Origin of the sequence: Bradyrhizobium oligotrophicum S58, assembly GCF_000344805.1 — a bacterium.
Taxonomy (GTDB): domain Bacteria; phylum Pseudomonadota; class Alphaproteobacteria; order Rhizobiales; family Xanthobacteraceae; genus Bradyrhizobium; species Bradyrhizobium oligotrophicum.
This window is the reverse complement of record NC_020453.1, coordinates 3,060,375-3,086,640: the sequence shown is the minus strand read 5'-3', so window position 1 is coordinate 3,086,640 and position 26,266 is coordinate 3,060,375. Positions and strand designations below refer to the sequence as shown.

The 26,266-nt window shown below is 63.6% G+C and carries 24 protein-coding genes and 1 pseudogene; 19 read left to right on the top strand and 6 right to left on the bottom strand.

Annotation, left to right across the window (positions count from 1 at the left end):
* Positions 1-36 precede the first annotated feature (36 nt).
* The 4 genes from S58_RS13410 to S58_RS13395 are packed head-to-tail and all read left to right on the top strand — an operon-like array spanning position 37 to position 3,709.
* Positions 37-1,194, top strand: coding sequence for an MFS transporter (locus tag S58_RS13410; RefSeq protein ID WP_042340730.1), 1,158 nt, complete (start codon positions 37-39; stop codon positions 1,192-1,194).
* A 17-nt stretch (positions 1,195-1,211) separates the two neighbouring features.
* Positions 1,212-1,787: a cupin domain-containing protein gene (locus tag S58_RS13405; RefSeq protein ID WP_015665863.1), complete on the top strand. Its 576-nt coding sequence runs from the start codon at positions 1,212-1,214 to the stop codon at positions 1,785-1,787.
* Positions 1,787-2,788, top strand: coding sequence for a fumarylacetoacetate hydrolase family protein (locus tag S58_RS13400; protein ID WP_015665862.1), 1,002 nt, complete (start codon positions 1,787-1,789; stop codon positions 2,786-2,788). The genes S58_RS13405 and S58_RS13400 overlap by 1 nt, the downstream gene beginning before the upstream one ends.
* A 3-nt stretch (positions 2,789-2,791) precedes the next feature.
* Positions 2,792-3,709 carry an NAD-dependent epimerase/dehydratase family protein gene (locus S58_RS13395; protein WP_015665861.1) on the top strand — a complete coding sequence of 306 codons (918 nt, stop codon included), beginning with the start codon at positions 2,792-2,794 and terminating at the stop codon, positions 3,707-3,709.
* A 318-nt stretch (positions 3,710-4,027) separates the two neighbouring features.
* On the opposite strand, the gene S58_RS13385 is transcribed toward S58_RS13395, so the two are convergent.
* From S58_RS13385 to S58_RS13375, 4 genes are all read right to left on the bottom strand, one after another.
* Positions 4,028-4,981 (bottom strand): MBL fold metallo-hydrolase, encoded by a 954-nt coding sequence (locus tag S58_RS13385; RefSeq protein WP_015665859.1) that lies wholly within the window; start codon positions 4,979-4,981, stop codon positions 4,028-4,030.
* A gap of 83 nt (positions 4,982-5,064) precedes the next feature.
* A complete protein-coding gene (locus tag S58_RS39310; RefSeq protein ID WP_015665858.1) occupies positions 5,065-5,190 on the bottom strand; it encodes a hypothetical protein in 126 nt (41 codons plus the stop codon).
* Positions 5,191-5,281: 91 nt separating this feature from the next.
* Positions 5,282-6,235: a helix-turn-helix domain-containing protein gene (locus S58_RS13380; protein ID WP_015665857.1), complete on the bottom strand. Its 954-nt coding sequence runs from the start codon at positions 6,233-6,235 to the stop codon at positions 5,282-5,284.
* Between the two features lie 50 nt (positions 6,236-6,285).
* A complete protein-coding gene (locus S58_RS13375; protein WP_015665856.1) occupies positions 6,286-7,035 on the bottom strand; it encodes an SDR family oxidoreductase in 750 nt (249 codons plus the stop codon).
* Between the two features lie 138 nt (positions 7,036-7,173).
* Here S58_RS13375 and S58_RS13370 point away from each other — a divergent pair, with 138 nt between their 5' ends.
* Positions 7,174-8,748: a winged helix-turn-helix domain-containing tetratricopeptide repeat protein gene (locus S58_RS13370; protein WP_015665855.1), complete on the top strand. Its 1,575-nt coding sequence runs from the start codon at positions 7,174-7,176 to the stop codon at positions 8,746-8,748.
* Positions 8,749-8,958: 210 nt separating this feature from the next.
* Here the strand turns inward: S58_RS13370 and S58_RS13365 are convergent, their stop codons facing one another.
* Together S58_RS13365 and S58_RS13360 are read right to left on the bottom strand one after the other, a co-directional pair.
* Positions 8,959-9,480 carry a protein phosphatase CheZ gene (locus S58_RS13365; RefSeq protein ID WP_015665854.1) on the bottom strand — a complete coding sequence of 174 codons (522 nt, stop codon included), beginning with the start codon at positions 9,478-9,480 and terminating at the stop codon, positions 8,959-8,961.
* A gap of 628 nt (positions 9,481-10,108) precedes the next feature.
* The gene (locus S58_RS13360) at positions 10,109-10,726 is read right to left on the bottom strand and encodes a TetR/AcrR family transcriptional regulator (protein ID WP_015665853.1); all 618 of its coding nucleotides are present in this window, start codon (positions 10,724-10,726) and stop codon (positions 10,109-10,111) included.
* A 164-nt stretch (positions 10,727-10,890) separates the two neighbouring features.
* Between S58_RS13360 and S58_RS13355 the strand changes: the two genes are divergently transcribed.
* From S58_RS13355 to S58_RS13300, 14 genes and pseudogenes are all read left to right on the top strand, one after another.
* On the top strand, positions 10,891-11,976 hold the full coding sequence (locus S58_RS13355; protein ID WP_244440759.1) for an alpha/beta fold hydrolase: 1,086 nt from the start codon (positions 10,891-10,893) through the stop codon (positions 11,974-11,976).
* Between the two features lie 33 nt (positions 11,977-12,009).
* Positions 12,010-12,193: pseudogene (locus S58_RS36405) on the top strand (formyl-CoA transferase); the annotation flags it as partial.
* A 359-nt stretch (positions 12,194-12,552) separates the two neighbouring features.
* Positions 12,553-12,690 (top strand): hypothetical protein, encoded by a 138-nt coding sequence (locus tag S58_RS38130; protein ID WP_015665851.1) that lies wholly within the window; start codon positions 12,553-12,555, stop codon positions 12,688-12,690.
* A 395-nt stretch (positions 12,691-13,085) separates the two neighbouring features.
* Entirely contained in the window at positions 13,086-14,084 is a 999-nt protein-coding gene (locus tag S58_RS13350; protein WP_015665850.1) for a Bug family tripartite tricarboxylate transporter substrate binding protein, read from the top strand.
* Between the two features lie 9 nt (positions 14,085-14,093).
* On the top strand, positions 14,094-14,588 hold the full coding sequence (locus S58_RS13345; protein WP_015665849.1) for a tripartite tricarboxylate transporter TctB family protein: 495 nt from the start codon (positions 14,094-14,096) through the stop codon (positions 14,586-14,588).
* Between the two features lie 33 nt (positions 14,589-14,621).
* Complete coding sequence (locus S58_RS13340; protein ID WP_015665848.1) at positions 14,622-16,121, top strand: tripartite tricarboxylate transporter permease; 1,500 nt, start codon at positions 14,622-14,624, stop codon at positions 16,119-16,121.
* 205 nt (positions 16,122-16,326) lie between these two features.
* Positions 16,327-17,613 carry an oxalate/formate MFS antiporter gene (oxlT, locus tag S58_RS13335; RefSeq protein ID WP_015665847.1) on the top strand — a complete coding sequence of 429 codons (1,287 nt, stop codon included), beginning with the start codon at positions 16,327-16,329 and terminating at the stop codon, positions 17,611-17,613.
* 249 nt (positions 17,614-17,862) lie between these two features.
* Positions 17,863-19,179: an oxalate/formate MFS antiporter gene (oxlT, locus tag S58_RS13330; RefSeq protein ID WP_015665846.1), complete on the top strand. Its 1,317-nt coding sequence runs from the start codon at positions 17,863-17,865 to the stop codon at positions 19,177-19,179.
* Between the two features lie 207 nt (positions 19,180-19,386).
* Positions 19,387-19,806: a CBS domain-containing protein gene (locus S58_RS13325; protein WP_015665845.1), complete on the top strand. Its 420-nt coding sequence runs from the start codon at positions 19,387-19,389 to the stop codon at positions 19,804-19,806.
* Positions 19,807-19,943: 137 nt separating this feature from the next.
* Entirely contained in the window at positions 19,944-20,912 is a 969-nt protein-coding gene (locus tag S58_RS13320; protein ID WP_015665844.1) for a quinone oxidoreductase family protein, read from the top strand.
* A 108-nt stretch (positions 20,913-21,020) separates the two neighbouring features.
* Entirely contained in the window at positions 21,021-22,409 is a 1,389-nt protein-coding gene (locus S58_RS13315) for a cation diffusion facilitator family transporter (protein ID WP_015665843.1), read from the top strand.
* Positions 22,410-22,616: 207 nt separating this feature from the next.
* A complete protein-coding gene (locus tag S58_RS13310) occupies positions 22,617-24,941 on the top strand; it encodes a sensor histidine kinase (RefSeq protein WP_015665842.1) in 2,325 nt (774 codons plus the stop codon).
* Positions 24,942-25,284: 343 nt separating this feature from the next.
* Positions 25,285-25,797: an isoprenylcysteine carboxyl methyltransferase family protein gene (locus S58_RS13305; RefSeq protein ID WP_015665841.1), complete on the top strand. Its 513-nt coding sequence runs from the start codon at positions 25,285-25,287 to the stop codon at positions 25,795-25,797.
* 112 nt (positions 25,798-25,909) lie between these two features.
* Entirely contained in the window at positions 25,910-26,233 is a 324-nt protein-coding gene (locus S58_RS13300) for a hypothetical protein (protein WP_015665840.1), read from the top strand.
* Positions 26,234-26,266: the final 33 nt, after the last annotated feature.

Genomic DNA, 26,266 nt, shown 5'->3' with positions numbered 1-26,266 from the left:
AACAACAACATTACCCAAGGGGAGGAAGCAATGACGGTGACGACGGAGACGTGGCGCGGGCGCATCGCGCTGATGGTCGCGCATTGTGCCGGGATGGTCGATCTCGTCGCGCTGCCGGTCTGGGTGGGCGCGCTGATCGAGCGCTACAAATTCAGCCCGCAGCAGGCGGGACTGCTGGCGACGTTGTTCCTGCTGGGCGCGGTGCTCAGCAGCCTGGTCTTTGCCCCCCGCTTCAACCGCATGAACGCCCGCTTCGCGGCGGTTGCGGGCTACGCTGCAGCCACGCTGGTGTTCCTGGCCGCGAGCCGGACGTCGGAGTTCTCGCTGCTTGCGATGCTGCACGCGCTGGGCGGCGCCACGGCGGCCTGCGGGCTGAGCTTTACCCACGGCACCATTGCCCGCAGCGCCAACCCGCATCGGCTGTTCGCGATCGTCGGAATGGCGCTCGGCGTGTTTGCGATCCTCTTTCTCGGCCTGACGCCCCATCTCGTGGCGAGCTTCGGCGGCCCGGCCTTGTTCGTCGTGTTCGCCGGCGTGATGGCGGTCGCGGCGCTGGCGGCGGCGCTGTCGTTTCCGAAAGGTGTGGTGCGCGGCGACGAGGATCTCATCACCGAGGTCAGCCATTTGCCGCGCGCCGTCTGGTTCGGCATTGCCGGCATCAGCTGCATGGCGCTGACCCAGGCGATGCTGTTCAGCTTCATCGAACGCATCGGAGCCGACCGCGGCTTCGGCACTGAGGCGGTCACGGGCGTGCTGATCGCGCTCGGCTTCGTCAACCTGCTGCCGGCGCCGCTCGCCGCCTTTCTGGAGCGGCGGCTGCCGGCGCGACACGTTCTGCTGGCCGGCCCGGTCTGCCAGGCGCTGATCGCCGTGACGGTCACATTCGGCACCGGCTTCGCCGCCTATGCCGTTCCGACCGCGATGTTTGCCGCGGTGATGATCTTCACTCACACCTTTGCGTTCGGTCTGCTGTCGAGGCTCGATCCCACCGCGCGCGCGCTCGCCGGCACGCCGGCGATGCTGATGATCGGGGCCGCGATCGGCCCCATTCTCGGTGGCACCCTGGTGCAGCTGTTCGGCTATCCCGCGCTCGGGCTCGGCGCCGTCATCATCTCCTCCATCGCCGTCCTGTTGTTCTCGCGCGTGTTCGTCGCGCGCGGCGCAGCGCCGGCCGCCTCGCTCGAAATCGCCTGACCCAGGAGACCTCCCACATGACCCTTCCGCAGATCCGCCGCGTCGTCACCGGACATGATCAGCAGGGCGCCGCCATCATCTCGTCCGACGGGCCCTTGTCGACCGTCTCCGAGCTGGCGGCGATCCCAGGCACCTTCTTTCATGAGATCTGGAGCACGCAGGCGGCGCCGGCGCGCATCGACAATGGTCCCGATCCGACGATCGGACCGCTGCGGCTGCCGCCACCGCCGAATGGCAGCCGTATCCGGTTCGTCGACATTCCGCCGGACACCGAGGATTTTCTCCGCAACGGCGCGACGCGAATGAAAGCTGCGTTCAGCGAGATCGGCGACCCGCATGCCTCGACGGTGACGACGGAATCGCCGCATCCGCTGATGCATCGCACCGAGACGATCGACTACGGCATCGTCATCTCCGGCGAGGTCACGCTGGTGCTCGACAAGGGCACCGCGGATCTCAAGGCCGGCGATGTTGTGATCCAGCGCGGCACCAATCACGCATGGGCCAATCGCAGTGACAGACCGTGCCGGATGTTGTTCATCCTGGTCGACGGCAAGTTCGGTCCCGAAGCCAATCCGACCAGGGACAGCTGATGAAGCTCGCAACCTATCAGAACGGCAGCCCCGATGGCGGCCTCGTCATCGTCTCCAGGGATCAGGCGCGTGCGGTCGACGCCAGCACCGTCGCGCCTGATCTTCTGACGGCCCTGCGGAACTGGCCGCAGGCCGAGCCGGCGCTGCGGCGGCTCGCCGAGAGCCTCGCCGACGGATCCGCCGCCGGCGCGGTCGCGTTCGATCCCACGCGATGCCTCGCACCGCTGCCGCGCGCGCCGCAATGGTTGGACGGCTCGGCCTTCCTCAATCATGGACGGCTGATGGACGTTGCCTTCAAAAAGCCGCCGATCCCCGATTTCGACACCATCCCGGTGATGTACCAGGGCGCCAGCGACGATTTCCTCGGGCCGCATGCCGACGTTCCGTTCGTGACGGAGGCGGATGGCATCGACTTCGAGGGCGAGTTTGGCGTGATCGTCGACGACGTGCCGATGGCCGTCTCCGCCGAGGACGCAGCACGGCATATCCGGCTGCTGGTGCAGATCAACGACTGGAGCCTGCGCGCGGTCGGCGCGCGCGAGGTTCGCACCGGCTTCGGCTTCCTGCAGGCAAAGCCGTCGACGAGCTTCGCGCCGATCGCGGTGACGCCCGACGAGGTCGGAGACGCCTGGCGCTACGGCCGTTTCGACTTGACCCTGCACATCCAGCGCAATGGCGAGCGGATCGGCGCAGCCTCGGGCCGCGAGATGGCGTTCTCGTTTCCGCAGCTGATCGCCCATGCCGCGCGGACGCGCCGGTTGACGGCCGGCACGATCATCGGCTCGGGCACGGTCTCGAATGCCGATCGCGCCGCCGGATCGAGCTGCCTGGCCGAGGTCAGGGCGATCGAAATGATCGCACACGGCGAGCCACGGACGCCGTTCCTGCGCTTCGGTGACGAGGTGGCGATGCAGGCCAGCTTCGCCGATGGCCGACCGGGTCCGTTTGGACGCATCGACCAGCGCGTGGTTCACGCGCCCCGCCCCGGCCGCCCGGATTGAACGATGCGTATTTTGGTGACCGGTGCCGCAGGCTTTATCGGCAGCGCCTTGCTGTGTCGGTTGCTGAGTGATGTGGACAGCGGCGACGTCACCGGACTCGATCTCGGCGATGCGCCGCCCGCGGCGTCCGGTCGTCGCCTGTCCTGGATCAGAGGCGGCCTCGATGACCGGGCCGTGCTCGAGCAGCTCGGCGCCGCGCCGTTCGACCTCGCGTTTCATCTCGCCAGCGTTCCCGGTAGCCGCGCCGAAGCCGAGCCCGTGCTCGGCCGGCGCGTCAATCTCGATGCATCGCTCGATCTGTTCCAGTTGCTGGCGCAGAGCCGAAATCGGCCGCGCGTGGTCTACGCCAGCAGCGTCGCCGTCTACGGTGCGCTCTCCGACGCGCCAGTCGGCGTGCAGACGGAGGCCCGGCCCGCGATCACCTATGGCGCGCACAAGCGGATGGTGGAGATCGCGCTTGCCGATCACACGCGGCGCGGAGACCTGTCCGGGATCGCGCTGCGGCTGCCCGGCATCGTTGCGCGACCGCGACCCGTGAGCGGCTTCGGCTCCGCCTTCATGAGCGAGCTGCTGCACGCGCTCGCGGCGGGCGAACGCTATGTCTGTCCGGTCTCGCCGGCTGCAACCGCGTGGTGGCTGTCGGCGCGGGCCACCGTCGACAATCTGCTGCTGGCCGGTCGGATCGATTGCTGCGGTACGTTGCAGCTTCCGGCGCTTCGTCTTTCGATCGCCGAAGTCGTGGCCGGCTTGGCGCGGCTCTACGGTCCAGAGCGGTCCGCGCTCGTGACGTTCGATCCCGACAAAGCGATCGAGGCCGTATTCGGTCGTTATCCCATGTTGGACGTCAGAGCCGAGCTGGCGCTGGGTTTCTCTCACGATGGATCGCCGGTGGAGCTCATTAGGAATGCGCTTCGAGCCTGAAACGGGTTCAGAGGGAATGAGATCTTTTCCGAATTTGGCGATGGCGAGGACGTGTCGTTCGGCGCCCCCGTGCCGCGCGGGCCGATAGCGGCTTGACCTCGTTCGGGTCGGCGCCCCCATTACCGTCGGCATCATGCCACAGGGCGAGGCCGGCAAGCTCATTGCCGGTCAAGACACCGTTGTGGTCGTCATCAAGCGCGGCCAGCACACCGACGAGATCCTGCACGTTGCCCGGTTGAACTGGCTTACCCCGTCAAGGCGTGCACTCGAGATTGAGAGTGCACGCCCACAGCCAGGTCAAACCTTGGAATGCCTTTGTTAGTAATCCCAAAACGCAGGCACCCATCGGAAGGTGTCGCCATCGATCCCGACCCGGCCGATGGACGGGAACGGCATGTGCGTGGCAACCAGCATCTCGCCGGTTTCCGCGAGCTGCCGCAGAAGCCGGACGCGGACGCGGGCCGCTTCTTCGGGATCGTGCTCGAAACCGTTGTGCCAGTCGGGATGATCGAAGCCTACGGTAAACACGGCGTCGCCGGCAAACGTCAGCGCCTCACCGCCGGAGCTCAGGCGGACCACACTGTGGCCTGGAGTATGGCCGCCAGTCCGGCAGACGACGACGCCCGGTGCCACTTCATGCTCGTTGTCGAACTGACGCAAGTTGTTGCGATATTCCCTTGTGAACCGGGTGGCCGCCGCGCGAAGAGCGTCCGGGAATCCTTGCGGCATGTCGGTGCGGGTGAAGTCCGGCGCTTCCCAGAATTTGACCTCGGCAGCCGCCACATGGATTTGCAGGTCCGGACGCAGCCGGTCCTTGACACCATCGACGAGCAGTCCACCGACGTGGTCCATGTGCATGTGCGTCAACACCACGTCGGTGACGGATGCGAGATCGATGCCGGCGCTCTCCAGCCGCTTGATCAATTGCCCTGCCCGCGGCAGGTGCAGGTCCGGATCAGACCCCAACCCCGCATCGATCAGGATCGTCTTGCCACCACTCCTCACCACCACCGCATTCAGCGCCCAGTCGAAAGCGTCAGCGGGCAGAAACATGTCGCTAAACCATGCCGCCCGGGTGGCCGAGTCAGCATTATGCCCCAACATCTTGGTTGGCAGCGGCAGCACGCCGTCGCTGATCACCATCACGTCGATCTCGCCGACCTTCAGGGCATAGCGTGACGGAACCAACTCGTCCTGTCGCGGACTATCTGCTGATACGGTGCGTTCCAGTATCATGTTCTTCTCTTGCGATTTGTGAATTGTCTGGTTCATGTTGGGCTCCTGCGCACGGTTGGCCTTTCGTCCCGAGCGGGTGCGCTCCCCGCCAGGGACGTATCGGCTTGTTGACGGGTTGTTCAGAGATTGGTGACGCGTTCCGGATCAACCGAAGCAAGCGCGGCGGCGCGCTCGGCGTTCGGCGGATAGATCCAGATGGTGTTGATCTCGCGCTTGGTCTTCTTGGCGACCAGGCCATTCGTCATCTCCGTTCGGTTGGCTGGGTACGCTGATGATCTAGCGAGCCGGCTGCGCCGATGCGCCAGCGCCGTTGCGGCAGTTGCAGAGAGATTGCTGTCAGCGCGCGTCCCGGCGCCAATCAGTCGGGGTGTCGCCGGTCAGTCGTTTGAATGCCGCGGCAAACGCAGTCTGCGAGGCGTAGCCGAGCGCGGCCGCGACGGTCGCGACCGACACGTCCGCCTCGCGCAACATCTGCATCGCCTGCTCCAGCCGAAGCTGGCGAAGCCAGGCATGGGGAGAGAGCCCGGTGCTTTCCTTGAACGCGCGACAGAAATGGAAGCGCGAAAGACCGGCTTCCGCGGCGAGTGCTGCAAGCGAAACATCCGCGTCGCTCTCGGAGCGGAGGCGCTCGATAGCGCGCCGCAGCACCTTCGGTGCCAGGCCGCCGACGACCGGCTGGACGGCAGTTGGCGCGCCTGTATGCGCGACCAGAAGCCGGGTCGCGAGAAGGTCCGTGAGTTGCTGCCTGAAAAGCGCATCCAGTGTCGCGTTGCCTTCCAAGACATCCGCAGCGCTCAGGAGCAGCCGGGACGTAATGGGGTCGGGATGCGCCGTTCGCTCCTGGAGATCGATGAGCTGGGCCGTGTCGGCTTCATAGGCCACGCGCACCAGCGTTCTGTGCGGAAGATAGAGCTGAACGACATCGACGGGTTTTGGAATATCCCACCTGGAGCTCGCTCCCTCGGGAATAATGATCACGACCCCGGGACGAAACGTTCCCGACGAAACGAATTTTTCGGAACGCCGCTCCACACGCTGCACCGTGCCGTTATAGGCCATGATCACATGATGGTTCATCGGCTCGACGACGTCGTGCAGCGGGGCATGCTTCCAATGTGCGATGCCGCCGCCGGATTCATCCAGGGCCATGCGAAGCGGCTCGGTCCCAAGCACGCGGGCCATTTCCGCGTCGGCCGGCCGTCGATCGGCGGCAGGCGCAGTATCCTGACGCCGCCCGGCGTCGCCGCGCGGTGCCCCTTGCAAGGAATCCTGTACGGGAGGCTTGCTCATACGGGTGCTCTCGCATCGTCGGCTATGGAATGATCGCGTCTTGCTTGCGCTTACTGGAGGCGCCCGCTCAGCCAGTCCTCGAAGCGCACGGATCCGAGCCGGGGATTGCCGGCCGGCGTAAGTGATCGATCGTTCAGCTCCGCGCCGAAATAGCGGGCGTGAATGTCGGCGACGACCTTTCGATGGTCCTTGGTCGCAGTCAGGTATTTCCGTGCGAATTCATCCAGGCTGAATTTTTCCGGGCCGGCCAACTCAACGACGTCATTGAGCGGGGTGCCGAGCGCAATATCGGCGAGAGCGGTGGCGACGTCATCCGATGACACGGGCTGAAACAAGGCAGGCGACAATCGGACGATCTGTCCATCGGATGAGGAATCGACGATTCCGCCGACGAATTCGAAAAACTGGGTGGCGCGCAGGATGCTGTGGGGCGTTTTCGAGCCCCGGATCAGATTCTCCTGTGCGAGCTTGGCGCGGAAGTAGCCGCATTCCGGAAGATCGTCGGTTCCGACGATGGACAGCGCGACGTGGTGACGTACCTTGGCGGCCGCTTCAGCGGCAAGGAGATTGCGGCTCGACGTTTCGAAGAACGCCAGGACCGCCTGGTCCTCGAAGGACGGAGAATTTGCCACGTCGACAACGACGTCCGCGCCCAAAAGCGCCCTGTCGAGCCCCTCTCCGGTGACGGCATTGATGCCCCTGCTGGGGGAGGCCTGAAGGACATCGTGGCCCTTGTCGCGAAGGATACCAGCAAGCTTCGTTCCGATCAGGCCAGTCCCGCCCATGATGACGATTTTCATGATCACTTCCTCGCATGTGTCGGCCGAGGGACGGCCTTGTTGCTGAAGCGATGATGCGTGTATCCAGGTAGAAAAGCCTTGCAGCAGGCTTCAATTGGCCTTCAATTCTCGTTGGCTTCTCGTCCAAGCGGAGCGGGCGTGCGTTTTCTCTTTGAAGATTATTGCCTGGATGCCGAAAGGCGCGAGCTCACCCGAGGCAAACAGTTCGTCGCGGTGGGGCCGAAGGTGTTCGACCTGCTGCTCCATCTGGTTCGCCACCGGGATCAGGTGGTGACGCGTGACGACTTGCTGGCGGCCGTCTGGGATGGCCGGATCGTTTCCGAGTCGACGATGACGACCCATCTCAATGCGGTGCGCAAGGCGATCGGGGACACCGGCAAAGACCAGCGCCTGATCCGGACAGTTGCGCGCAAAGGGATCCGCTTTGTCGGCGAGGTCCGTGAGGAGGAGCCATTTGCGCAGGCAGCAGTACGGTCGAACGATGCGATCGAACAGCCCGGGCTGATGCTTTCGCTGCCGGAGTCGCCCTCGATCGCGGTGCTTCCGTTTCGAAACCTCAGTGGGGACTCAGCACAGGACTATTTTTCCGATGGCGTCGTGGAAGACATCATCACGGCGCTGTCGCGCATCCGTTGGCTGTTTGTGATCGCCCGCAATTCGAGCTTCGTCTACAAGGGGCGAACCGTGGACGAGAAGCAGGTCGGCCGCGAGCTTGGCGTGCGCTATGTCGTCGAAGGCAGCGTGCGGCAGTCCAACAGCAGGGTGCGCATCACCGGCCAATTGGTCGACACCGCAACCGGCACCCATCTCTGGGCCGAGAGGTTCGAGGGGACGCTCGACGACATCTTCGAACTGCAGGACCAGATTGCCACCAGCATCGTCGGTGCGATCGCCTCCCAGCTTGAACGCGCGGAGATCGAGCGCGCCCGGCGGAAGCCGACCGGCAATCTCAGCGCTTACGATCACTATCTGCGCGCCATGCCGCATCTGCATCGTGGGACCCGGGAAGCGATCGACGCCGCGCTGCCGTTGTTTCAAAAGGCGATCGCGCTCGATCCCGAGTTTGCTTCGGCTCATGCCATGGCGGCCTGGTGTCATTGCTGGCGCAAGATCAACGGCTGGATGATCGATCGCTCGGGAGAGTTTGCCGACGGCATCCGTCTGGCGCGGCTGGCGGTGGAATTGGGGAAGGATGACGCAGTGGCACTGACCCGGGCCGGGCACACGCTGGCCCATCTCGCCGGCGACGTCGACAGCGCGATCGCACTGCTCGACAGGGCGCTGCTGCTCAATCCGAATCTCGCGGCCGCTTGGTTCTTGGGAGGATTTCTCAGGGCCGAGCGCGGCGATCCGGAGGCTGCCATCGAGTTCCTCTCCCGTGCCATGCGGTTCAGCCCGCTCGATCCCGAGATGTTCCGGATGCAGGCCGGCATGGCCATGTCGCATCTATTTGCGGGGCGTTTCGACGCGGCTTTGTCCTGGGCCGAACAGTCGTTTCGGCAACTGCCGAGCTTCGTGTTCGTAGTGCTCGTCATGGCCGCCTGTCATGCGCTTACGGGGCAAGAGGCCCAGGCGTGGGAAGCCGCGGATCATCTGCGCAGGCTCGATCCCGAGTTTCGCATTTCCCGACTTGGGGATTGGATCCCGATCCGACGGCCCGAACATCGAGCCATTTTCTCGAACGGCTTACGTCTTGCGGGCCTGCCGGACTGATCGGCGCCGTCGATGATGTCAGCTTTGAACCTGAACCGAACCTCGTGCCCGATTCATTCAAAATTGATCATTCTGCGCAGTAAAGGTTGCAGCAACTCATTCTGCCGCGTCCTCCAGAGAAATCTCAGGACAATCCTCGTCCCGATCGATCTGGTCGAGCGCCGCCTCGATCTGATCGTTCGCCGCTATGGACATCGGGTTTGAGGCCGTTCACGTGAACAGCTTGTCGATGTCGTCCTGGGAAATCGCCACGCCCGGACGCTTCGGGCCCTCCAACAGGTCTGGGGCGCCGGCTGGGACAGCCATCTCGGCGGCGAGCCGTGCCAGTTCCTCTTTTCCCCACATGCGGACCAGCCGGTTGATGTGGTCCTCCATGAACTGCAGCGACTTGACCACGCGGGTGATCCGCTGCCCTGTGAGGTCCTGAAACGCGCAAGCCTCGAACACCTTGTTTGTGTTGTCGATGATCTCGTCGGATACCGACGCGGCAATCGGGTCGTCGACGCTCTGCAGCTTCGCGACGCTGGCGCCGATCGCCTCCATGCTTTCGAGGATCGCGTTCCCGGCCGACTCCGTACTCTCGACGATCGCGTCGAGGGTGTCTGTCATCTTCGCGAAACTGCCCTTGCTGTCACCTTGAAGAGCGGCGAATTCCCGCCGCATGCTGCTCATGTGGCCGAACATCTCGACCAGATGCGTCTTCAGCACCTTCTCTTCTTCTGGCGCAATCATCAGAATTCCCCGGCTTTCCCTTCAGCGTCTCTGTTCTAAGGACTTCACGATGTGGTTGCAAACCCCGGCCTGCTTGTCTGCAATGACATTTCGGATTTCCCTTCGGCGGTGACCAGGTCGGGATGCGCCCACCGAGATCAAGCGCAAGCTGGAACCGGTACCGTGGTCAGGGGCAGGTGAAGATCAGCTACTTCCTGTTTTCGTTCAGGGCGTGTTTTGATTCACGGCAAAGTCGCCCGTGGGCCTGGAACGGGCTTTGCCATCTGCCAGGGCCTATCGTTGATGCGTTTGGAATAGCGCTCCGATACGACTGCTATTCGCGATGTCTTCAAGGTCGACGCAATCATTTCCCGCTATCGGCTCGCCGGTGACGTTCACGATGTTAGCGGTTAGAGCTTAAGATAACGTTTGAGGTACATCCTCACGGCCTCGCTGATCGTGGTCGCCGCAAAGCACAAAAAGTGCATCGGAAGATGCCCGCCGGCAAGCCGCCCATGGCTCGGCGCCGTCCTGTTGATTGGACGCCTTGGCCCATTTCGGATCTGGAGATCATCGACGATCAAGCTCTCGGACAGCCCGGCCGACGCGATGACCGTAATCGCAGCGGCAAGACGGTCCAGGGTCGCAGCTATGAGCCGCGCCGCCGAGCTGACCCGGAACCTTGATCAGCTTTGGGCGCAGCCCACCCCCGGACGCTGACGTCCGCCAGCGCCTCGAATATCGCCGGCGTGCGTTCCAGGCGGGCGATCGTTCGCGCGCCCTCGACGGCGGCGACCAATGCCGCTGCGGCGGAGGACGCGCGCGCGGACGCGAAACCGCATCCCCTGAAGTGCTCCGCAACGATCTCGGTCGAATCGACAAATCCGCGCGCGACCCGCTTGGTCAGCTCGGCGTCGAGCGCGGGGAGCTCGTTCGCCAGGTTTTGCATGAGACATCCATACTGGAAGTCAGAGGCGACCATTTCGGCAGCGAATGCGCTGAAAATCTGATGAACAAACTTCACGGCGTCACCCGCCGTATTCGCCGAGATACTGCGCAATACGGCAATTCGACTGGCAACGTAGTGATCGATTGCTTCTTCTGCGAGCTGTGCCTTGCCGCGCGGAAAGTGGAAATAGAACGATCCCTTGGGCGAGCCGCTTTCTTCAATGATCTGGTTCAACCCGGTCGCAGTGTAACCTTGGATGCGAAACAGTCGCTGGGCAGTGGCAATCGCGCGGGCGCGAGCGTCGGTCTTGCGGGGCATTCCCGCAACCTACCATGGTTCGCTTGACACTTCTATGGCGATCGCCATAGTATGGTGATCACCATAGAAAACGATCCCGCCTGCAACCGACAAAAATCCGAAGCCCGGACGTCTGCGCCCGGTGATGCGGGGTCGCGCCCAGATTGCGGCAAGGAAGCCCTCAAATGGTTCGAACGACTTCGATTTCGTCGGCTGTCCTGGCGAAAGGGATCACTGAGAAGGCCGTTGGATCCCGCGCGATGATGCTGTTAGGAGCCGCCATGTTTACTGCGATGTTCACCCACGTTGCGTCCGGGGAGACGTCGGGCGACGCCGTCTGGCACAATAAAATCCCGGCCGCCTTGAGCGAGTCTGCCGTCAATATCGATAGGGATCCGAACCTTCAGCACAAATATGCGGACAACGCCGGAACGAAAATCCACTACGTCACCATGGGATCCGACAAGAAGCCGCTCATGGTGTTCGTTCACGGATTTCCCGACTTCTGGTATTCCTGGCGAAATCAGATCCAGACATTTTCAGCACATTATCAGGTGGTCGCTCTCGATCTGCGCGGTTACGATTTGAGCGATCGGCCGGAAGGTATCGAGAACTACAAGATTCCGGTTCTCCTCGATGACCTCCGTGCGGTGATCGATGCAGAGAGGAACGGTCGCAAGGCCATCCTGATTGGGCACGATTGGGGCGCCGCTTTGTCGTGGCTGTTCACCGGGCAAAATCCGGCTCTGATCGAAAGACTCGTCGTCCTCAGCGTTCCTCATCCCGGCGCCATCATGAAGGAATTGCTCCCCTGGAACCATCCTGTCGCACAGTCCCGGGCCAGCGCCTACGCCACGCGGTTCTTCGCTCGAGGCGGAGGCGACAATCTGACAGCAGAAGATTTGGCGTATTGGGTCGTCGATCCGGACGTCAAGCGTCGCTACATCGAGGCTTTCGCGAAATCGTCGATCTTGTCCATGATGAGTTATTACAAGGCCAACTACAGCTTCTCACAGTTTGCGCTCAACCTCGTCGATCCAACCCTGAAGAAAATCTACGACGCCTTGATCAAATGCCCGGTCTTGCATGTGCACGGACTCGAGGAGACCCATGCCTTGCTTAGCACTCTTGATTTGGAAAAATCATGGATGGAAACTCCCGAAAACCTGACGGTCAAAATCGTTCCCGGAGTAGGCCACTTCATTCAGCATGAAGCGAGCGACTATCTGAACCAGACGATTTCCTCCTGGCTGAAAGGTTCAGGAGACTGAGCCCGAGCTTGCGGTGGTTGCCCTGCGGCCGATCTGTCGATGAAGGAGATCGCCGCGGACGAATAGCTGCGCACCACGGGACCCTGGTCCAGGTCGACCACCCGGCCCGCGGCAAGTCCCTCCCGGTCGGCAACCCGATCAAGCTGTCGGACAACCCGGCCGACGTCACGGGTTGCCCCGGCTCGGCGAGCACACCGACGAGATCCTCCGTCAGGTTGATAGACCCCACTGTCATCGCGAGAGCTCAACCAAACAACGGCTGCCGGATTATCAGGAAACGCTCGTCGAGGTCGCCGACACAACGATTTCGGGCGCGCGCCCGATCCGGCTCACCCAAGGAGGCAGCGGATCGGTCGCATCAATATCTAAATACCATAGACGATCCCGGAGCCACCATTGGGCGGCTGTTTCCGTATAAGAATGACGTTTTCAATTCAAAACTCCAATCGTGGCATTTCTGCTGCATCGCAAAATCCTCATACCGCTATGCAATATGATCCGTTGTATCTGGCATCTGGTATACGTAAATTCTCCTCAGTCAGAACGTCCTACCGCCCCACTGATGGAGAGAAAATCATGTCCAAGACCGTCGCCCTCCCCCTGGTTCAGTCCGTGTCGCTGTTCGGCCGCTTCCTCGCCGCCCTCGACCGCGTGCTGATGACCAGCGCCCGTGCCGCCAACCGCAACGGCGACCTGCCCTATTTCGGCCTCTGAGCACCCTGCGCGCTTCCTTCGCGCGCAAGAAAGCACCGAAGTCCAATCAAGAGCCCCGGACCTCCGGGGCTTTTGCTTTTTGCGACCACCACGGGCTGCGACAAATCCGCCCCGGAGGGATCCCAGGCGATCTCCTCAATTGCGGTCGGTCACCTCTTCATACCAAAATCAAATCGGTCGATAGGCTGTGGAGGCACCTCCTGCTGCACGGTTCCGGCCGCCAATGCAACTTTTGGCTGCAATGGCTCTGCGGGAGAAGCCGAGGCTTGCAGCGACCTGCGGCTCGTCACGATGGATGAAATGACACCGGCCGGGATCGACACACGGGAAGTGGTTCGATCGGGCAAAGCGGCCAAAAGAAGCCGCCGCTGTCTGGGAATGAAGGGGAGAAGTCGATGAAGCGTTCTGTGCGCGTGGCCGTCGCGGCCGGCATCGCCCTCGCGGCGGGGCACATCCCGGCTCTCGCGGCCTGGGAGCCTGTCCGGCCCGTCGAGTTCATCGTTCCCGCCGGAACAGGCGGCGGCGCCGACCAGATGGCCCGCACGATCCAGGGCATCGTGACCAAGCACAATCTGATGAAGCAGCCGCTGGTCGTGATCAACAAGTCCGGTGGGGCCGGCGGCGAAGGCTTCCTCGACGTCAAGGCATCGGCTGGCAATCCGCATAAGATCATCATCACTCTGTCGAACCTGTTCACGACCCCGCTGGCGACGGGGATTCCCTTCAACTGGAAGGATCTCACCCCGGTCGCGATGCTGGCGCTCGACGAGTTCGTGCTCTGGGTCAACGCCGAGAAGCCCTACACCACGGCGAAGGACTACATCGACGCCGTCAAGCAAGCCGGTGGCACCTTGAAGATGGGTGGCACCGGGTCGAAGCAGGAAGACCAGATCATCACGGTGGCGATGGAGAAGGCCACCGGCGCGAAGTTCACCTACATTCCCTACAAGGGCGGCGGCGAAGTCGCCGTCCAGCTGGTCGGCAACCACATCGATTCCACGGTCAACAATCCGATCGAGGCAGTCGCGCAATGGCGCGGCGGGAAGGTCCGGCCGCTCTGCGTGTTCGATGACAAGTCGATGGGCTATGACGAGCAGATCATGGACGGCAAGGCCTGGAAGGACATTCCGACCTGCAAGTCGCAAGGCCTCGACATCGCGTATCTGATGCTGCGCGGCATCTTCATGTCACCGCGGGCCACCAAGGACCAGATCGAATACTACGTCGATCTGTTCAAGAAGGTTCGGGAGACCCCGGAGTGGCAGGACTTCATGAAGACCGGCGCCTTCAACACCACCTTCATGACCGGTGCCGACTACGCCAAATGGGTCGAGACCGAGGAGAAGCGTCACGAGCTCCTGATGAAGGAGGCCGGCTTCCTTGCCTCGAATTGAGCGGTTCGCATGAGCAGCCACGGTGGATCTGCCGGCCCGAGCCGCAAATCGGTCGAGCTCGGCGTCACGCTCGGCATCGCGCTGTTCGGGATCATCGTGATCTTCGGCAGCGTCAAGGCCGGAATCAATTGGGGCGCCGAAGGGCCGCGCGCCGGGTTCTTCCCCTTCTATGTCGGCCTCCTCATCGTCGCGGCGAGCGCGATGAACGTCCGCAACACGCTGCGCGAGGATGACGGCGGCGTCTTTGCCGAATGGGGCCAGTTGCGCCAGGTCATGAGCGTGGTGGTGCCGACGGCGATCTATGTCGGCGCCCTGCCTTTCACCGGCATCTACGTCGCCTCCATGCTCTTCATCGCCTGGTTCATGCGATGGCTTGGCAAATATGGCTGGCTCACGGTCGCAGCGGTCGCGATCGGAATGCCGGTCGTGACCTATCTGATCTTCGAGCGCTGGTTCATGGTCCCTCTGCCCAAGGGACCGGTCGAGGAATGGCTCGGACTATGACAATTCGCTGAGGGGTTGCAGGACCAAGCTGGCATGGAAGAACTCGCCAATCTGTTTCACGGCTTCGCGGTCGCGCTTCAGCCCTTCAACATCATGGTGATGATTCTCGGCATCGTGCTCGGGGTGATCATCGGCGTGCTGCCGGGACTGGGCGGCGCCAACGGCGTTGCGATCCTGCTGCCGCTGACCTTCAGCATGCCGCCGACCTCGGCCATCATCATGCTGTCCTGCATCTACTGGGGCGCGCTGTTCGGCGGCGCGATCACGTCGATTTTGTTCAACATCCCCGGCGAACCATGGTCGGTCGCGACGACGTTCGACGGCTATCCGATGGCGCAGCAGGGCAAGGCCGGCGAGGCGCTGACGGCGGCATTCACTTCGTCGTTCGTTGGCGCGCTGTTCGCGGTCGTGATGATCACGCTGGTCGCGCCACTGGTCGCGAGCTTCGCGCTCAAGTTCGGGCCGGCCGAGAAATTCGCCGTCTATTTTCTCGCATTCTGCAGTTTCGTCGGCCTGAGCAAGGAGCCGCCGTTCAAGACGATCGCGGCGATGATGATCGGTTTCGCGCTCGCCGCTGTCGGGCTCGATTCCATCACCGGCCAGCTCCGGCTCACCTTCGGCATCACCGAACTGCTCAACGGCTTCGACTTCCTGATCGCCGTCATCGGCCTGTTCGGCATCGGCGAGATCCTGCTCACCATGGAGGAAGGCCTGAGCTTCCGCGGCGGCAACGCGCAGATCAATCTGCGGGTCGTGCTTCACACCTGGAAGGAGATGCCGGCATACTGGATGACGTCGCTGCGCTCCTGCCTGATCGGCTGCTGGATGGGCATCACGCCGGCCGGCGCCACGCCGGCCTCGTTCATGAGCTACGGCATCGCCAAGCGTCTTTCCAGGCGCGGCAAGACCTTCGGCAAGGGCGAGATCGAGGGCGTCGTTGCGCCGGAAACGGCGGCCCATGCCGCAGGCACGGCGGCGCTGCTGCCGATGCTGTCGCTCGGCGTACCCGGCTCGCCCACAGCAGCGGTGCTGCTCGGCGGCCTCCTGATCTGGGGGCTGCAGCCCGGCCCGATGCTGTTCGTCGAGCAGAAGGAATTCGTCTGGGGGCTGATAGCCTCGATGTATCTCGGCAATCTCGCCGGGCTGCTGGTGGTCCTGACCTGCGTTCCGATCTTCGCGGCGATCCTGCGCATTCCCTTCAGCATCGTCGCACCACTCATCCTCGTGCTCTGTGCGATCGGCGCCTATTCCGTGCATAGCAGCACGTTCGACGTCGTGCTGATGCTGGTGTTCGGCGTGCTCGGCTATCTGTTCAAGAAATGCGGCTATCCCCTCGCCCCGCTGGTGCTCGCAATCGTGCTCGGCGACAAGGCCGAGGAGGCGTTCCGACAGTCGCTGCTGGGATCCCAGGGATCGCTCGCCGTGTTCTTTTCCAACGCGCTCGTCGGCACGATCATGGTGCTCGGACTGATCGCGCTGTTCTGGTCGGCGCTTCAGGAAGGTTATAGTCGGCTGCGGGCAGCGACTGCCTGAAGACCCTACTCCGATAGTTGATCTACAAACAGACGCCGCTGCGTCGTATTGTCGCTGCAGCGTTTTGCCTTGCTTCTGCGGGGTTTTTTGCCGATCGCAAGGCTGTGCGGAAAAGAACGAGCTGAGGATTCTGCTTGTCTATTGGCATATCATATACCAAACTCCGCATAGCTGTTAGGACAAAAATAGACAGCCTGGAGGGAACATGACGGACTTGGCTCACGCGGGGGCGCCCGCATCGGCAAGAGTAAGCGACGCCTATCGATGGACGCAGCTCGCGGTCGGCGTCTTGGCGATGGTGATGATCGCCAACTACCAATATGGCTGGACCTTCTTCGTCCCCGACATCTCCAAGACCTTCGGTTGGGATCGCGCCTCGATCCAGTGGGCCTTCACGCTGTTCGTGCTGTTCGAGACCTGGCTGGTGCCCGTCGAGGGCTGGTTCGTCGACAAGTATGGTCCGCGCATCGTCGTCCTCGTCGGCGGCGTGCTCTGCGCGATCGGCTGGATGATCAACGCCTACGCCACCTCGCTCAACGGCTACTATCTCGGCATGATCATCGCGGGCATCGGCGCCGGCGGCGTCTACGGCACCTGCGTCGGCAACGCGCTGAAATGGTTTCCCGACAAGCGCGGCCTCGCGGCCGGCATCACCGCAGCCGGCTTCGGCGCGGGCTCGGCACTGACCGTGGCGCCGATCCAGGCCATGATCCGCGACTCCGGCTTCCAGACCACCTTCCTGTATTTCGGTCTCGGCCAGGGCATCATCATCGTGATCCTCGCCTTCTTCCTGTTTGCGCCGAAGGAAGGCCAGGTGCCCGCGGTCACTCAGAACGCGAACCTCGTGCAGAGCCGCCGCAACTACAACCCGACCGAAGTCATCCGTCAGCCGATCTTCTGGCTGATGTACTTCATGTTCGTGATCGTCGGTGCGGGCGGACTGATGGTGACCGCCAACCTCAAGCCGATCGCCGGCGACTGGAAGGTCGACAACATTCCGGTGACGCTGATCGGCATGACCATGACGGCCGTGACCTTCGCCGCGACCATCGACCGCGTGCTGAACGGCCTGACCCGTCCGTTCTTCGGCTGGATCTCGGACATGATCGGCCGTGAGAACACGATGTTCATCGCCTTCGGCATGGAAGGCATCGGCATCTGGGCGCTGTACATGCTGGGCCACGATCCGATCTGGTTCGTGATCCTCTCGGGCTTCGTGTTCTTCGCCTGGGGCGAGATCTACTCGCTGTTCCCCTCGACCTGCACCGACACGTTCGGCACCAAGTTCGCCACCACCAATGCCGGCCTGCTCTACACCGCGAAGGGGACGGCGGCACTGCTGGTGCCGATCGCGAACTACATGCAGCAATCATCCGGCAATTGGGACCGCGTCTTCATCATCGCAGCCGGCGCCAACATCCTGGCCTCGATCCTGGCGATCGCGGTGCTCAAGCCGTGGCGCAAGGTCGTGGTGGAGAAGTCGATGATGTAAGGCACCGCTTCGCACTGCAGCAAAAAATAAAATAGAACGATTCCAAATCGACGACGCTCGGCATTTTGCCGAGCGTTTTCTTTTGCTTGAAACCTGTGCCGCGTTTGGTTGCAAAGCAACATCGCGGCATCCCCTGCGCAGGCCATATTGCCGTCTGGAATATATTATACCAGAATACGACGACATACAGACAACGGCCGCACCGCCAGCAGCGACAGGCTGCAAGAAAGTGCCGTTTTGGGAGGACACATGGTTTCCAGCACAGAGGCAACACCGCCTGTCCAGGCACAATCCAGCAGCTTCCGCTGGATTCAACTTGCGATGGGCATCGTCTGCATGGCGATGATCGCCAACCTGCAATATGGCTGGACGCTGTTCGTCGACCCGATCGACGCCAAGTATCATTGGGGCCGCACCGCGATCCAGCTGGCCTTCACAATCTTCGTCGTCACCGAAACCTGGCTGGTGCCGGTGGAAGCCTGGTTCGTCGACAAATACGGTCCGCGCGTCGTGATCATGTTCGGCGGCGTCATGATCTCGCTGGCCTGGATCCTCAACTCCTACGCCGACTCGCTGACGCTGCTCTATGCCGCCGCCGTCATCGGCGGCATCGGCGCGGGCGCGGTGTACGGCACCTGCGTCGGCAATGCGCTGAAATGGTTTCCCGACCGGCGCGGCCTTGCCGCCGGTGCGACGGCCGCCGGCTTCGGCGCAGGCGCGGCGCTCACCGTGGTGCCGATCGCCAGCATGATCGCCTCGAGCGGCTATCAGAGCGCGTTCTTCACCTTCGGCATTGGACAGGGCCTGATCGTGTTCGTGCTCGCGATCTTCCTGCGGCCGCCGACCAAGGCCGTCCCCGCGCGCAAGAAGCAGCTCAATCTGCCGCAGACCAAGATCGACTACACGCCGCCGCAGGTGCTGCGCACCCCGATCTTCTGGATCATGTATCTGGTGTTCGTGATGGTCGCCTCCGGTGGCCTGATGACCGCGGCCCAGATCGCCCCGATCGCGCACGACTTCAAGATCGCCAACGAGCCGGTGACGCTTGCGGGCTTCCAGATGGCGGCGCTGACCTTCGCCATCTCGCTGGACCGCATCTTCGACGGCTTCGGCCGCCCGGTGTTCGGCTGGATCTCGGACACGATCGGCCGCGAGCACACGATGTTCATCGCGTTCGGCACGGCCGCCCTGATGCTGCTGACCTTGTCGACCTACGGTCACTATCCGCTGGTCTTCGTGCTCGCGACCGCCGTCTATTTCGGCGTATTCGGCGAGATCTACAGCCTGTTTCCGGCGACGTCCGGCGACACCTTCGGCAGCAAGTATGCAACGACCAACAACGGCATGCTTTACACAGCGAAGGGCACGGCATCGCTGCTGGTCCCGCTCGCAAGCCTCGTCTCCGCCAAATATGGCTGGCAGGCCGTGTTCGTGATCGGCGTCGGCCTCAATGCGACGGCGGCTCTGATGGCGCTGTTCGTGATCAAGCCGCTGCGCCGCGCCTTCATCCTCGGCAAGGAAGCCGCCACGACCGAGCCTGCGGCGCAGGACGTCCGCACGGCGTGATCTCTCGCATCTTCCCGCGACTGGACGAGGCGCACCTAAACGGTGCGCCTCTTTTTTTTGGCTGACGCGAGCCAGCGATCGGATCGGCTCCAGTCGCCCCCACCCGGTACCGCCGACCGAGCGCACAAAAAACATTCAGACCAGATTGACTTCTGGCATAACGTATACCAGACTCGCGCTCATTCAATTAACCAACGGGAGGGTGCCATGAAAGTCGGAGACATCCTGCGCAACAAGACAGCGCGCGTGATCACGGTGCGAATGAACGAGACCGTCGGCGTGGCGGCGCAGCTGATGCGCGCCAGCAATGTCAGCGCCCTCGTCGTCAAGGACGTCGTCCGCACCGAAGGCAATACCGCGGCCGGCATGTTCACCGAACGCGATGTCGTGCGCGCGATCGCCGAGCACGGCGCCGCCGGCGTCACCATGAAGGTCTCGCAGCTGATCTCGCCGCAGCGGCTGATCTCCTGCAGCACCGAGGACACGCTCGAGCATGTGCGGCACCTGATGAACGTGCACCACATCCGCCACCTCCCCGTCATCGTCGACTTCGCGCTGGCCGGCGTCATCAGCATGCGCGACGTCTCCTCGGCCTTCGACGAAGCAGAAGCTCCGGTCGCCGCCTGACGCGCATGCCCGGTCGGCGGAACCGGTTCGCGAGCAGGAGAGTCTTGTCGGAGCAGCGCGCCGCCTGTTAGGCCGTGCGCCACAAGGAGCGGCACAGTAAGGTCGCCGCTCATTTTGCCCCGACAGGATTGCTTGCGATGAAAGCTTACGTCTATGGCGCCCAGGGCGCCGCGATCACCGATGTCGCCAAGCCGACGCCGAAGGGCACGCAGGTCCTGGTCCGCGTGCGCGCCTGCGGCCTCAACCGCGCCGACCTCGGCATGACCAAGGGCCACGCACACGGCGCCGCCGGCGGCGTCGGCACCGTGCTCGGCATGGAATGGGCCGGCGAGGTCGCCGAGCTCGGACCGGATGCGAAGAGCATCAAGGTCGGCGACCGGGTGATGGGCTCGGGTGCCGCAGCGTTCGCCGAATACACCCTCGCCGATCATGGCCGGCTGTTCCACGCGCCGTCGAACATGAATTTCGACGAGGCCGCGACGCTGCCGATCGCACTAACCACGATGCACAATGCCGTCGTCACCAACGGGGCGCTGCAGCCCGGCCAGAGCGTGCTGGTGCAAGGCGCGAGTTCCGGCGTCGGCCTGATGGCAATGCAGATCGCCAAGCTCAAGGGCGCATCGCTGGTGATCGGCTCCTCCACCGATGCGGCGCGCCGCGAGCGTCTCAAGGAGTTCGGCGCCGATCTCGCGATCGACTCCAGCGACCCCGGCTGGGTCGACCAGGTACTGAAGGCGACGAGCGGCCAGGGTGTCGATCTGATCGTCGATCAGGTCTCGGGCCAGGTCGCCAACCAGAATCTCGCCGCGACCAAGGTGCTCGGGCGCATCGTCAATGTCGGCCGGCTCGGCGGCACCCATGCCGACTTCAACTTCGACCTCCACGCGGCCCGCCGCATCACCTATGTCGGCGTCACCTTCCGCACCCGCTCGATCGAGGAGATCCGCACGATCTTCGCCGAGGTGAAGCGGGACATCTGGGAGTCCGTGGAATCCCGGACGCTGCGGCTGCCGCTCGACCGTGTCTTCGCCTTCGACGACATCGACGCGGCATTCGCCCACATGGAAGCGAACAAGCATCTCGGCAAGATCGTGGTGACCTTGTGAGCCCAATGTTCTGACATTTAGACGCAATCGAAACAGTGCGCGGCAAAGACGAATTTGCCGCGCGATGCCGGCTTTCACGGCGCGGCATCGGCTGCTACATCCGCGGCCATGAAGGACGCCGTCTCTCACGTCGATTCCGGAAAGGCCCGTGTCGCTGCGATCTCGATCGCGGCGAGCGCCAGCATGGCCGCGGCGAAGTTCATCGTCGGCATTCTGATCGGCAGTCTCGCCCTCGTCTCCGAAGCGCTGCACAGCGCGGTCGACGTCGTCGCCACCGTCATCACATGGATGGTCGTTCGGGTATCGGACCGGCCGGCCGATGACGAGCATCATTACGGCCACGGCAAGTTGGAGAGCCTGTCGGCGCTCGGCGTCATCGCCCTGCTCTACGTGCTGGCCGGCGGCGTGCTGGTCGAATCCGTCAGCCGGCTCCGCGAGGCGGCGCCGCCGCCGGCGCTCTCGGCGATTCCCTTCGTGGTGCTGCTGATCGACATCGCCGTCAATTTCTGGCGCGCCCGCGCACTGCACCGGGCCGCGCACGAGACCCACAGCCAGGCGCTCGCTGCCGACGCGCTGCATTTCGCCTCCGACGTGCTCGGCTCGATCGCCGTCATCGCCGGCCTCGTCCTCACCGGGCTCGGATTCTGGTGGGGCGATTCCGCCGCCGCGGTCGCGGTCGCGGTGATGATATCGGTGCTCGGCCTGCGGCTCGCGCGCTCCACCGTAGAAACACTGCTCGACCGTGCACCGGAAGGAGCTGCCGAGAAGGCCGATGCTGCGATCCGTTCGGTAGCCGGCGTCGTCGATGTCGAGCGCTTGCGGGTACGGCTCGTCGGCGCCACGCATTTCGTCGATGCCACCGTCCAGGTGCCGCGCACCTACCCGATCGACCGCGTCCACGAGATCAAGCGCGATGCGCAGGCCGCGGTCGACATCAGCCTTGCCGGCGCCGATGTCACTTTCACGACGGTGCCGGTCGCGTTGAGCAACGAGAGCGTGCGCGAGCGCATCATGGTGATCGCGCGCAATTCCGGCCTCGCGATCCATCACGTCACGGTCCACGACATCGGCGGTCGGCTGATCGTCGCCATCGACCTCGAGGTCGATGGCGACATGAGCCTGGTCGCGGCGCATGCGATCGCGCACGATCTGGAGCGCAGCATCCGCGACGAGTTCGGCGCCGATGTCGAGGTCGATACCCATATCGAGCCGCTCGAACCCGAGTTGCCGTTCGGCATCGATGCGCCGGCCGACCGCGTCGAGCAGATCGCCGCCGCCCTGCAGCGCTTCGCCGCCGAAACGGACATGTATGACGTGCACAATGTCCGCGTCCGCAACACCGAGGCCGGCGAGATCGTCAACTTCCATTGCCGCGCCGCGCCGTCGATGAGCGTGCTCAAGGTGCACGACAACGTCGACCACATCGAGCGCGGGGTGCGTCGCGCCTTCCCGACCGTGAAGCGCGTCATCAGTCACGCCGAGCCGCCGCACGGTTGAAGCCGCGGAGTCACGTGGTGTTCCCGCTTCGGACTCGTCTCGCCGGCTTTTTGCCACTGCAATTCCGCATTGGATAAGATTTATTGGCTTTTGCCAAATCGTTGACTCTCGACAGCCCGACAAATCTGGATTCAAATCGACTTGATTCGGAAGCGGCTGGGGCTCTTTCGAAATTCGGGTATCCAAGAAGTTTCGGGGGTCTACAGCATGGCGCGTGCGCATGCCGCGAACGCGTGCGTCCAATCTTCTGATTCCATCAAAGGGTTGGCGCAATCGATCGCGAAACCGGCCTATCAAAGGCTGCTGACTGCTGAGCCGGTATTGCGTCGTGCTGTCCCTACTTTGATCATCGCCTTTCTCGTCACCATCTGCCTCGGCGCCTTCGTCCAGGTGCTCGACCAGAGCCGGCAGAAGCGCGGCGCGACCAAGCGCGACCTGGCCGCGATCTCCGATCTGCTCGCCGACCGCATCGGCTTCCTGGCGATGCGCCCGGACCGGATGGCCAATATCGAGCACCTGCAGAGCCTGCTGCCGGATCTGATCCCCGCCTGGGGCGCGGCGCCCGGCCGGCACGTGATCGTGACCGGCGCCGACCACCGCATTCTTGCCCGGGTTCCGGTCGACACCGGGCTCGGTGAGAACGACCGCATCCTCGACCTGATCTCGACCGCGCAGCTCTTGGCGACGCCGGGCCTGCAGGGCGCCGTCACCGAGATCACGCTGCCGAACGGCCGTCCCGCCTTCGCCGTCTCGCAGCTGATCAAGCCGCTGCCCGGCCGCGTCGTCGTGATCCAGGAGAAGCTCGAGCCGATCTGGGGCTCGGACGCCGCACTCTCGGTCACGCTGTCGGCGACCACCGGCTTCGTCGTGCTGATCCTCGGCTTCGCCTTCCACTGGCAGTCGACACGGGCGCGCGAGGGCGACCTCATCAACGACGCCGTGCGCGGCCGCATCGACACCGCGCTGAACCGCGGCCGCTGCGGCCTGTGGGACTGGGACCTGTCGCGCGGCCGGATCTTCTGGTCGAACTCAATGTTCGCGATGCTCGGCCTCGACAACCGCACCGATCTGCTGACGTTCGGCGAGGTCAATGCGCTGGTGAACTCCGACGACATCGACCTGTTCGAGATCGCCGACCAGCTCGTCGCCGGCGAACTCCGCCACATCGACCAGAGCTTCCGCATGCGCCACACCGAGGGCCACTGGATCTGGCTGCGGGTGCGCTGCGAGCTTAGCCAGGGCACGACCGATTCCGGCCTGCATCTGATCGGCATCGCTGTCGACGTCACCGAGCAGAAGAGCCTGGTCGAGAAGACCGTCGAGGCCGATCTGCGCCTGCGCGACGCGATCGAGACGATCTCGGAAGCCTTCGTGCTGTGGGACGCCAACAACCGGCTCGTGCTCTGCAACTCGCACTTCCAGAAGCTGCACAAGCTGCCGGACTCCGCGGTGTTGCCCGGCACCTCCTACGAGACCGTCATCGAGGTCGGCAAGATGCCGGAGATCCGCACCCGGCTGCACGACAACAGCCAGCATGCGCCGGGCGGCCGCACCTTCGAGGCGCAGCTCGACGACAGCAGCTGGCTGCACATTTCCGAACGCCGCACCAAGGACGGCGGCTACGTCTCGGTCGGCACCGACATCACCCGCATCAAGGAGCACGAGCAGAAGCTCGTCGACAATGATCTGCGGCTGCGCGCCACCGTGATCGACCTGCAGCGCTCGCAGAGCGCGCTGGAGCGCCAGGCGATCGAGCTCGCCGACCTCGCCGAGAAGTATTCGCAGGAAAAGACCCGGGCCGAGGAAGCCAACCAGACCAAGTCGAAATTCCTCGCCAATATGAGCCACGAGCTGCGCACGCCGCTCAACGCCATCATCGGCTTCTCCGAGATCATGGGCAGCGGCATGTTCGGCTCGCTCGGCTCGGAGAAGTACCAGGAATACTGTCACGACATCCTGACCTCGGGTCAGTATCTGCTCGAAGTGATCAACGACATCCTCGACATGTCGAAGATCGAGGCCGGCCGCATGAAGCTCGACATGGAGCCGCTGGATCTCGCCAAGACGCTGGCGGAATCGCTGCGCGTCGTCTCCGGCCGCGCCCAGGACAAGAGCCTGGTGCTCGACGCCGACATCGAGGGCAGCATTCCCGTCGTCGCCGACCGACGCGCCACCAAGCAGATCATGGTCAACCTGCTGTCGAACGCGGTGAAGTTCACCCCCGATGGCGGCCGCGTCACGATGCGCAGCCGCGTGTTCGAGGACAAGGTCGTGCTCATCATCGCCGACACCGGCATCGGCATCCCCGCGCAGTCGCTGGCGCGGCTCGGCCGCCCGTTCGAGCAGGTCGAGAGCCAGATGACCAAGACCTATCATGGCTCCGGCCTCGGCCTCGCCATCGCCCGCTCGCTGACCCAGCTGCATGGCGGCTCGATGCGGCTGCGCTCCCGGCTCGAGCTCGGCACCGTCGTCCGCGTCACCCTGCCCCGCGACGCGTACAAGGCCACGGCGAACATCTCGGTCGCGGCGTGAGCGGCGTTCGTGGCGACGCAGGGTGGGCAAAGGCGCGCCCGCGAGACGGGCATTGAGCTGTACTCTCTCGCGCGCCGTGCCCACCGATGTTGGCGAACGCAGACGGTGGGCACGCGCCGCCCTACGGGCGGCTCTTTGCCCACCCTACGGCAGCTACAAAAAAGTCGTCGTGCACGCCTGCATCGACAAGCGCCGCTGTCCCCCCAGCAAACTCTCGCGGCACATGACGCCCGAGTCTGCGATCAGTTTGTCCTTTCAGAAATGCAACATCGGCGGAACGTGGTATTGACGCACCTGCGCATCAGCAACTAAGGCAATCGCTCCGAAATCTGGAGTGCCGAGCGTGATCATCGCCTTCATCGTCGCAGCCTTTGCCTATCGTTTCGCCATGCTCGCCGTCTCGATCCGCAACGAGAAGCGGCTGCGCGCCGACGGCGCGACCGAATACGGCGCCTCGGTGTCGCGCTGGCTCGCGATCGCTCATGTCGCCTTCTATCTCGCCGCGACGGTAGAGGGTCTCGTCCGCGACGCGCCGGTCGACGCCGTCAGCCTCACCGGCTTCGTGATCTATCTGTTCGGCGCGGCGATGCTGCTGGTGGTGTCACAACTGCTCGGCCGCTTCTGGACCGTCAAGCTGATGATCGCGCGCGACCACGCGCTCGTAACACATCCGCTGTTCCGAATGGTCCGCCATCCCAACTATTTCCTCAACATCCTGCCCGAGCTGATCGGCTACGCCCTGACCCTGCACGCCTATGTCACGCTCGTGGTCGGCCTGATCACCTATGCCGTGCCGCTGACCCTGCGCATCCGGCAGGAGGAGAAGATCATGCGGGATCGGTTTGCGACCTACTGAACGGCGCTGCCGCTCCGCGAGCTGGTGCGCGGACCGCAACTTTGACCAAGTCCGGCGCGCGACGCCCGTGCAAGGGTTCGGTGACCATCATCGTACCCGAAGGAGCATTGTGATGCTGAAGCGGCTTTGGCGCGGCTGGACCAGCCCCGCGAATGCGGATGCCTATGAGGACCTGCTGCGGTCGACCATCTTTCCCGGTATCGAGGCTCGGAACATCGACGGATTTCTGGACATCGCATTGCTGCGCAGACCCGTTGCCGCGGAGGTCGAGTTCATGACCATCATGACATTCGCCAACCTGGACGCAGTCGCGCGCTTCGCAGGGCCGGCGCATGACACGGCCGTCGTGCCGCCGGCGGCGCAGGTGCTGCTCAGTCGCTACGACGCGCAGTCGACACACTACGAGGTTCGGATCCCCTGCCGGACCCAAAGTTGAGGATCCGGGAAGACGCCGCCCCCCGGCTCGGGC

Excerpts from the sequence above, each read along its gene's own strand:
- S58_RS13405 (WP_015665863.1), top strand. The coding sequence starts at position 1,212 with ATGACCCTTCCGCAGATCCGCCGCGTCGTCACCGGACATGATCAGCAG.
- S58_RS13400 (WP_015665862.1), top strand. The coding sequence starts at position 1,787 with ATGAAGCTCGCAACCTATCAGAACGGCAGCCCCGATGGCGGCCTCGTC.
- S58_RS13395 (WP_015665861.1), top strand. The coding sequence starts at position 2,792 with ATGCGTATTTTGGTGACCGGTGCCGCAGGCTTTATCGGCAGCGCCTTG.
- S58_RS13385 (WP_015665859.1), bottom strand. The coding sequence starts at position 4,981 with ATGAACCAGACAATTCACAAATCGCAAGAGAAGAACATGATACTGGAA.
- S58_RS39310 (WP_015665858.1), bottom strand. The coding sequence starts at position 5,190 with ATGACGAATGGCCTGGTCGCCAAGAAGACCAAGCGCGAGATCAACACC.
- S58_RS13380 (WP_015665857.1), bottom strand. The coding sequence starts at position 6,235 with ATGAGCAAGCCTCCCGTACAGGATTCCTTGCAAGGGGCACCGCGCGGC.
- S58_RS13375 (WP_015665856.1), bottom strand. The coding sequence starts at position 7,035 with ATGAAAATCGTCATCATGGGCGGGACTGGCCTGATCGGAACGAAGCTT.
- S58_RS13365 (WP_015665854.1), bottom strand. The coding sequence starts at position 9,480 with ATGATTGCGCCAGAAGAAGAGAAGGTGCTGAAGACGCATCTGGTCGAG.
- S58_RS13360 (WP_015665853.1), bottom strand. The coding sequence starts at position 10,726 with ATGCCCCGCAAGACCGACGCTCGCGCCCGCGCGATTGCCACTGCCCAG.
- S58_RS13355 (WP_244440759.1), top strand. The coding sequence starts at position 10,891 with ATGGTTCGAACGACTTCGATTTCGTCGGCTGTCCTGGCGAAAGGGATC.
- S58_RS38130 (WP_015665851.1), top strand. The coding sequence starts at position 12,553 with ATGTCCAAGACCGTCGCCCTCCCCCTGGTTCAGTCCGTGTCGCTGTTC.
- S58_RS13350 (WP_015665850.1), top strand. The coding sequence starts at position 13,086 with ATGAAGCGTTCTGTGCGCGTGGCCGTCGCGGCCGGCATCGCCCTCGCG.
- S58_RS13345 (WP_015665849.1), top strand. The coding sequence starts at position 14,094 with ATGAGCAGCCACGGTGGATCTGCCGGCCCGAGCCGCAAATCGGTCGAG.
- S58_RS13340 (WP_015665848.1), top strand. The coding sequence starts at position 14,622 with ATGGAAGAACTCGCCAATCTGTTTCACGGCTTCGCGGTCGCGCTTCAG.
- oxlT (WP_015665847.1), top strand. The coding sequence starts at position 16,327 with ATGACGGACTTGGCTCACGCGGGGGCGCCCGCATCGGCAAGAGTAAGC.
- oxlT (WP_015665846.1), top strand. The coding sequence starts at position 17,863 with ATGGTTTCCAGCACAGAGGCAACACCGCCTGTCCAGGCACAATCCAGC.
- S58_RS13325 (WP_015665845.1), top strand. The coding sequence starts at position 19,387 with ATGAAAGTCGGAGACATCCTGCGCAACAAGACAGCGCGCGTGATCACG.
- S58_RS13320 (WP_015665844.1), top strand. The coding sequence starts at position 19,944 with ATGAAAGCTTACGTCTATGGCGCCCAGGGCGCCGCGATCACCGATGTC.
- S58_RS13315 (WP_015665843.1), top strand. The coding sequence starts at position 21,021 with ATGAAGGACGCCGTCTCTCACGTCGATTCCGGAAAGGCCCGTGTCGCT.
- S58_RS13310 (WP_015665842.1), top strand. The coding sequence starts at position 22,617 with ATGGCGCGTGCGCATGCCGCGAACGCGTGCGTCCAATCTTCTGATTCC.
- S58_RS13300 (WP_015665840.1), top strand. The coding sequence starts at position 25,910 with ATGCTGAAGCGGCTTTGGCGCGGCTGGACCAGCCCCGCGAATGCGGAT.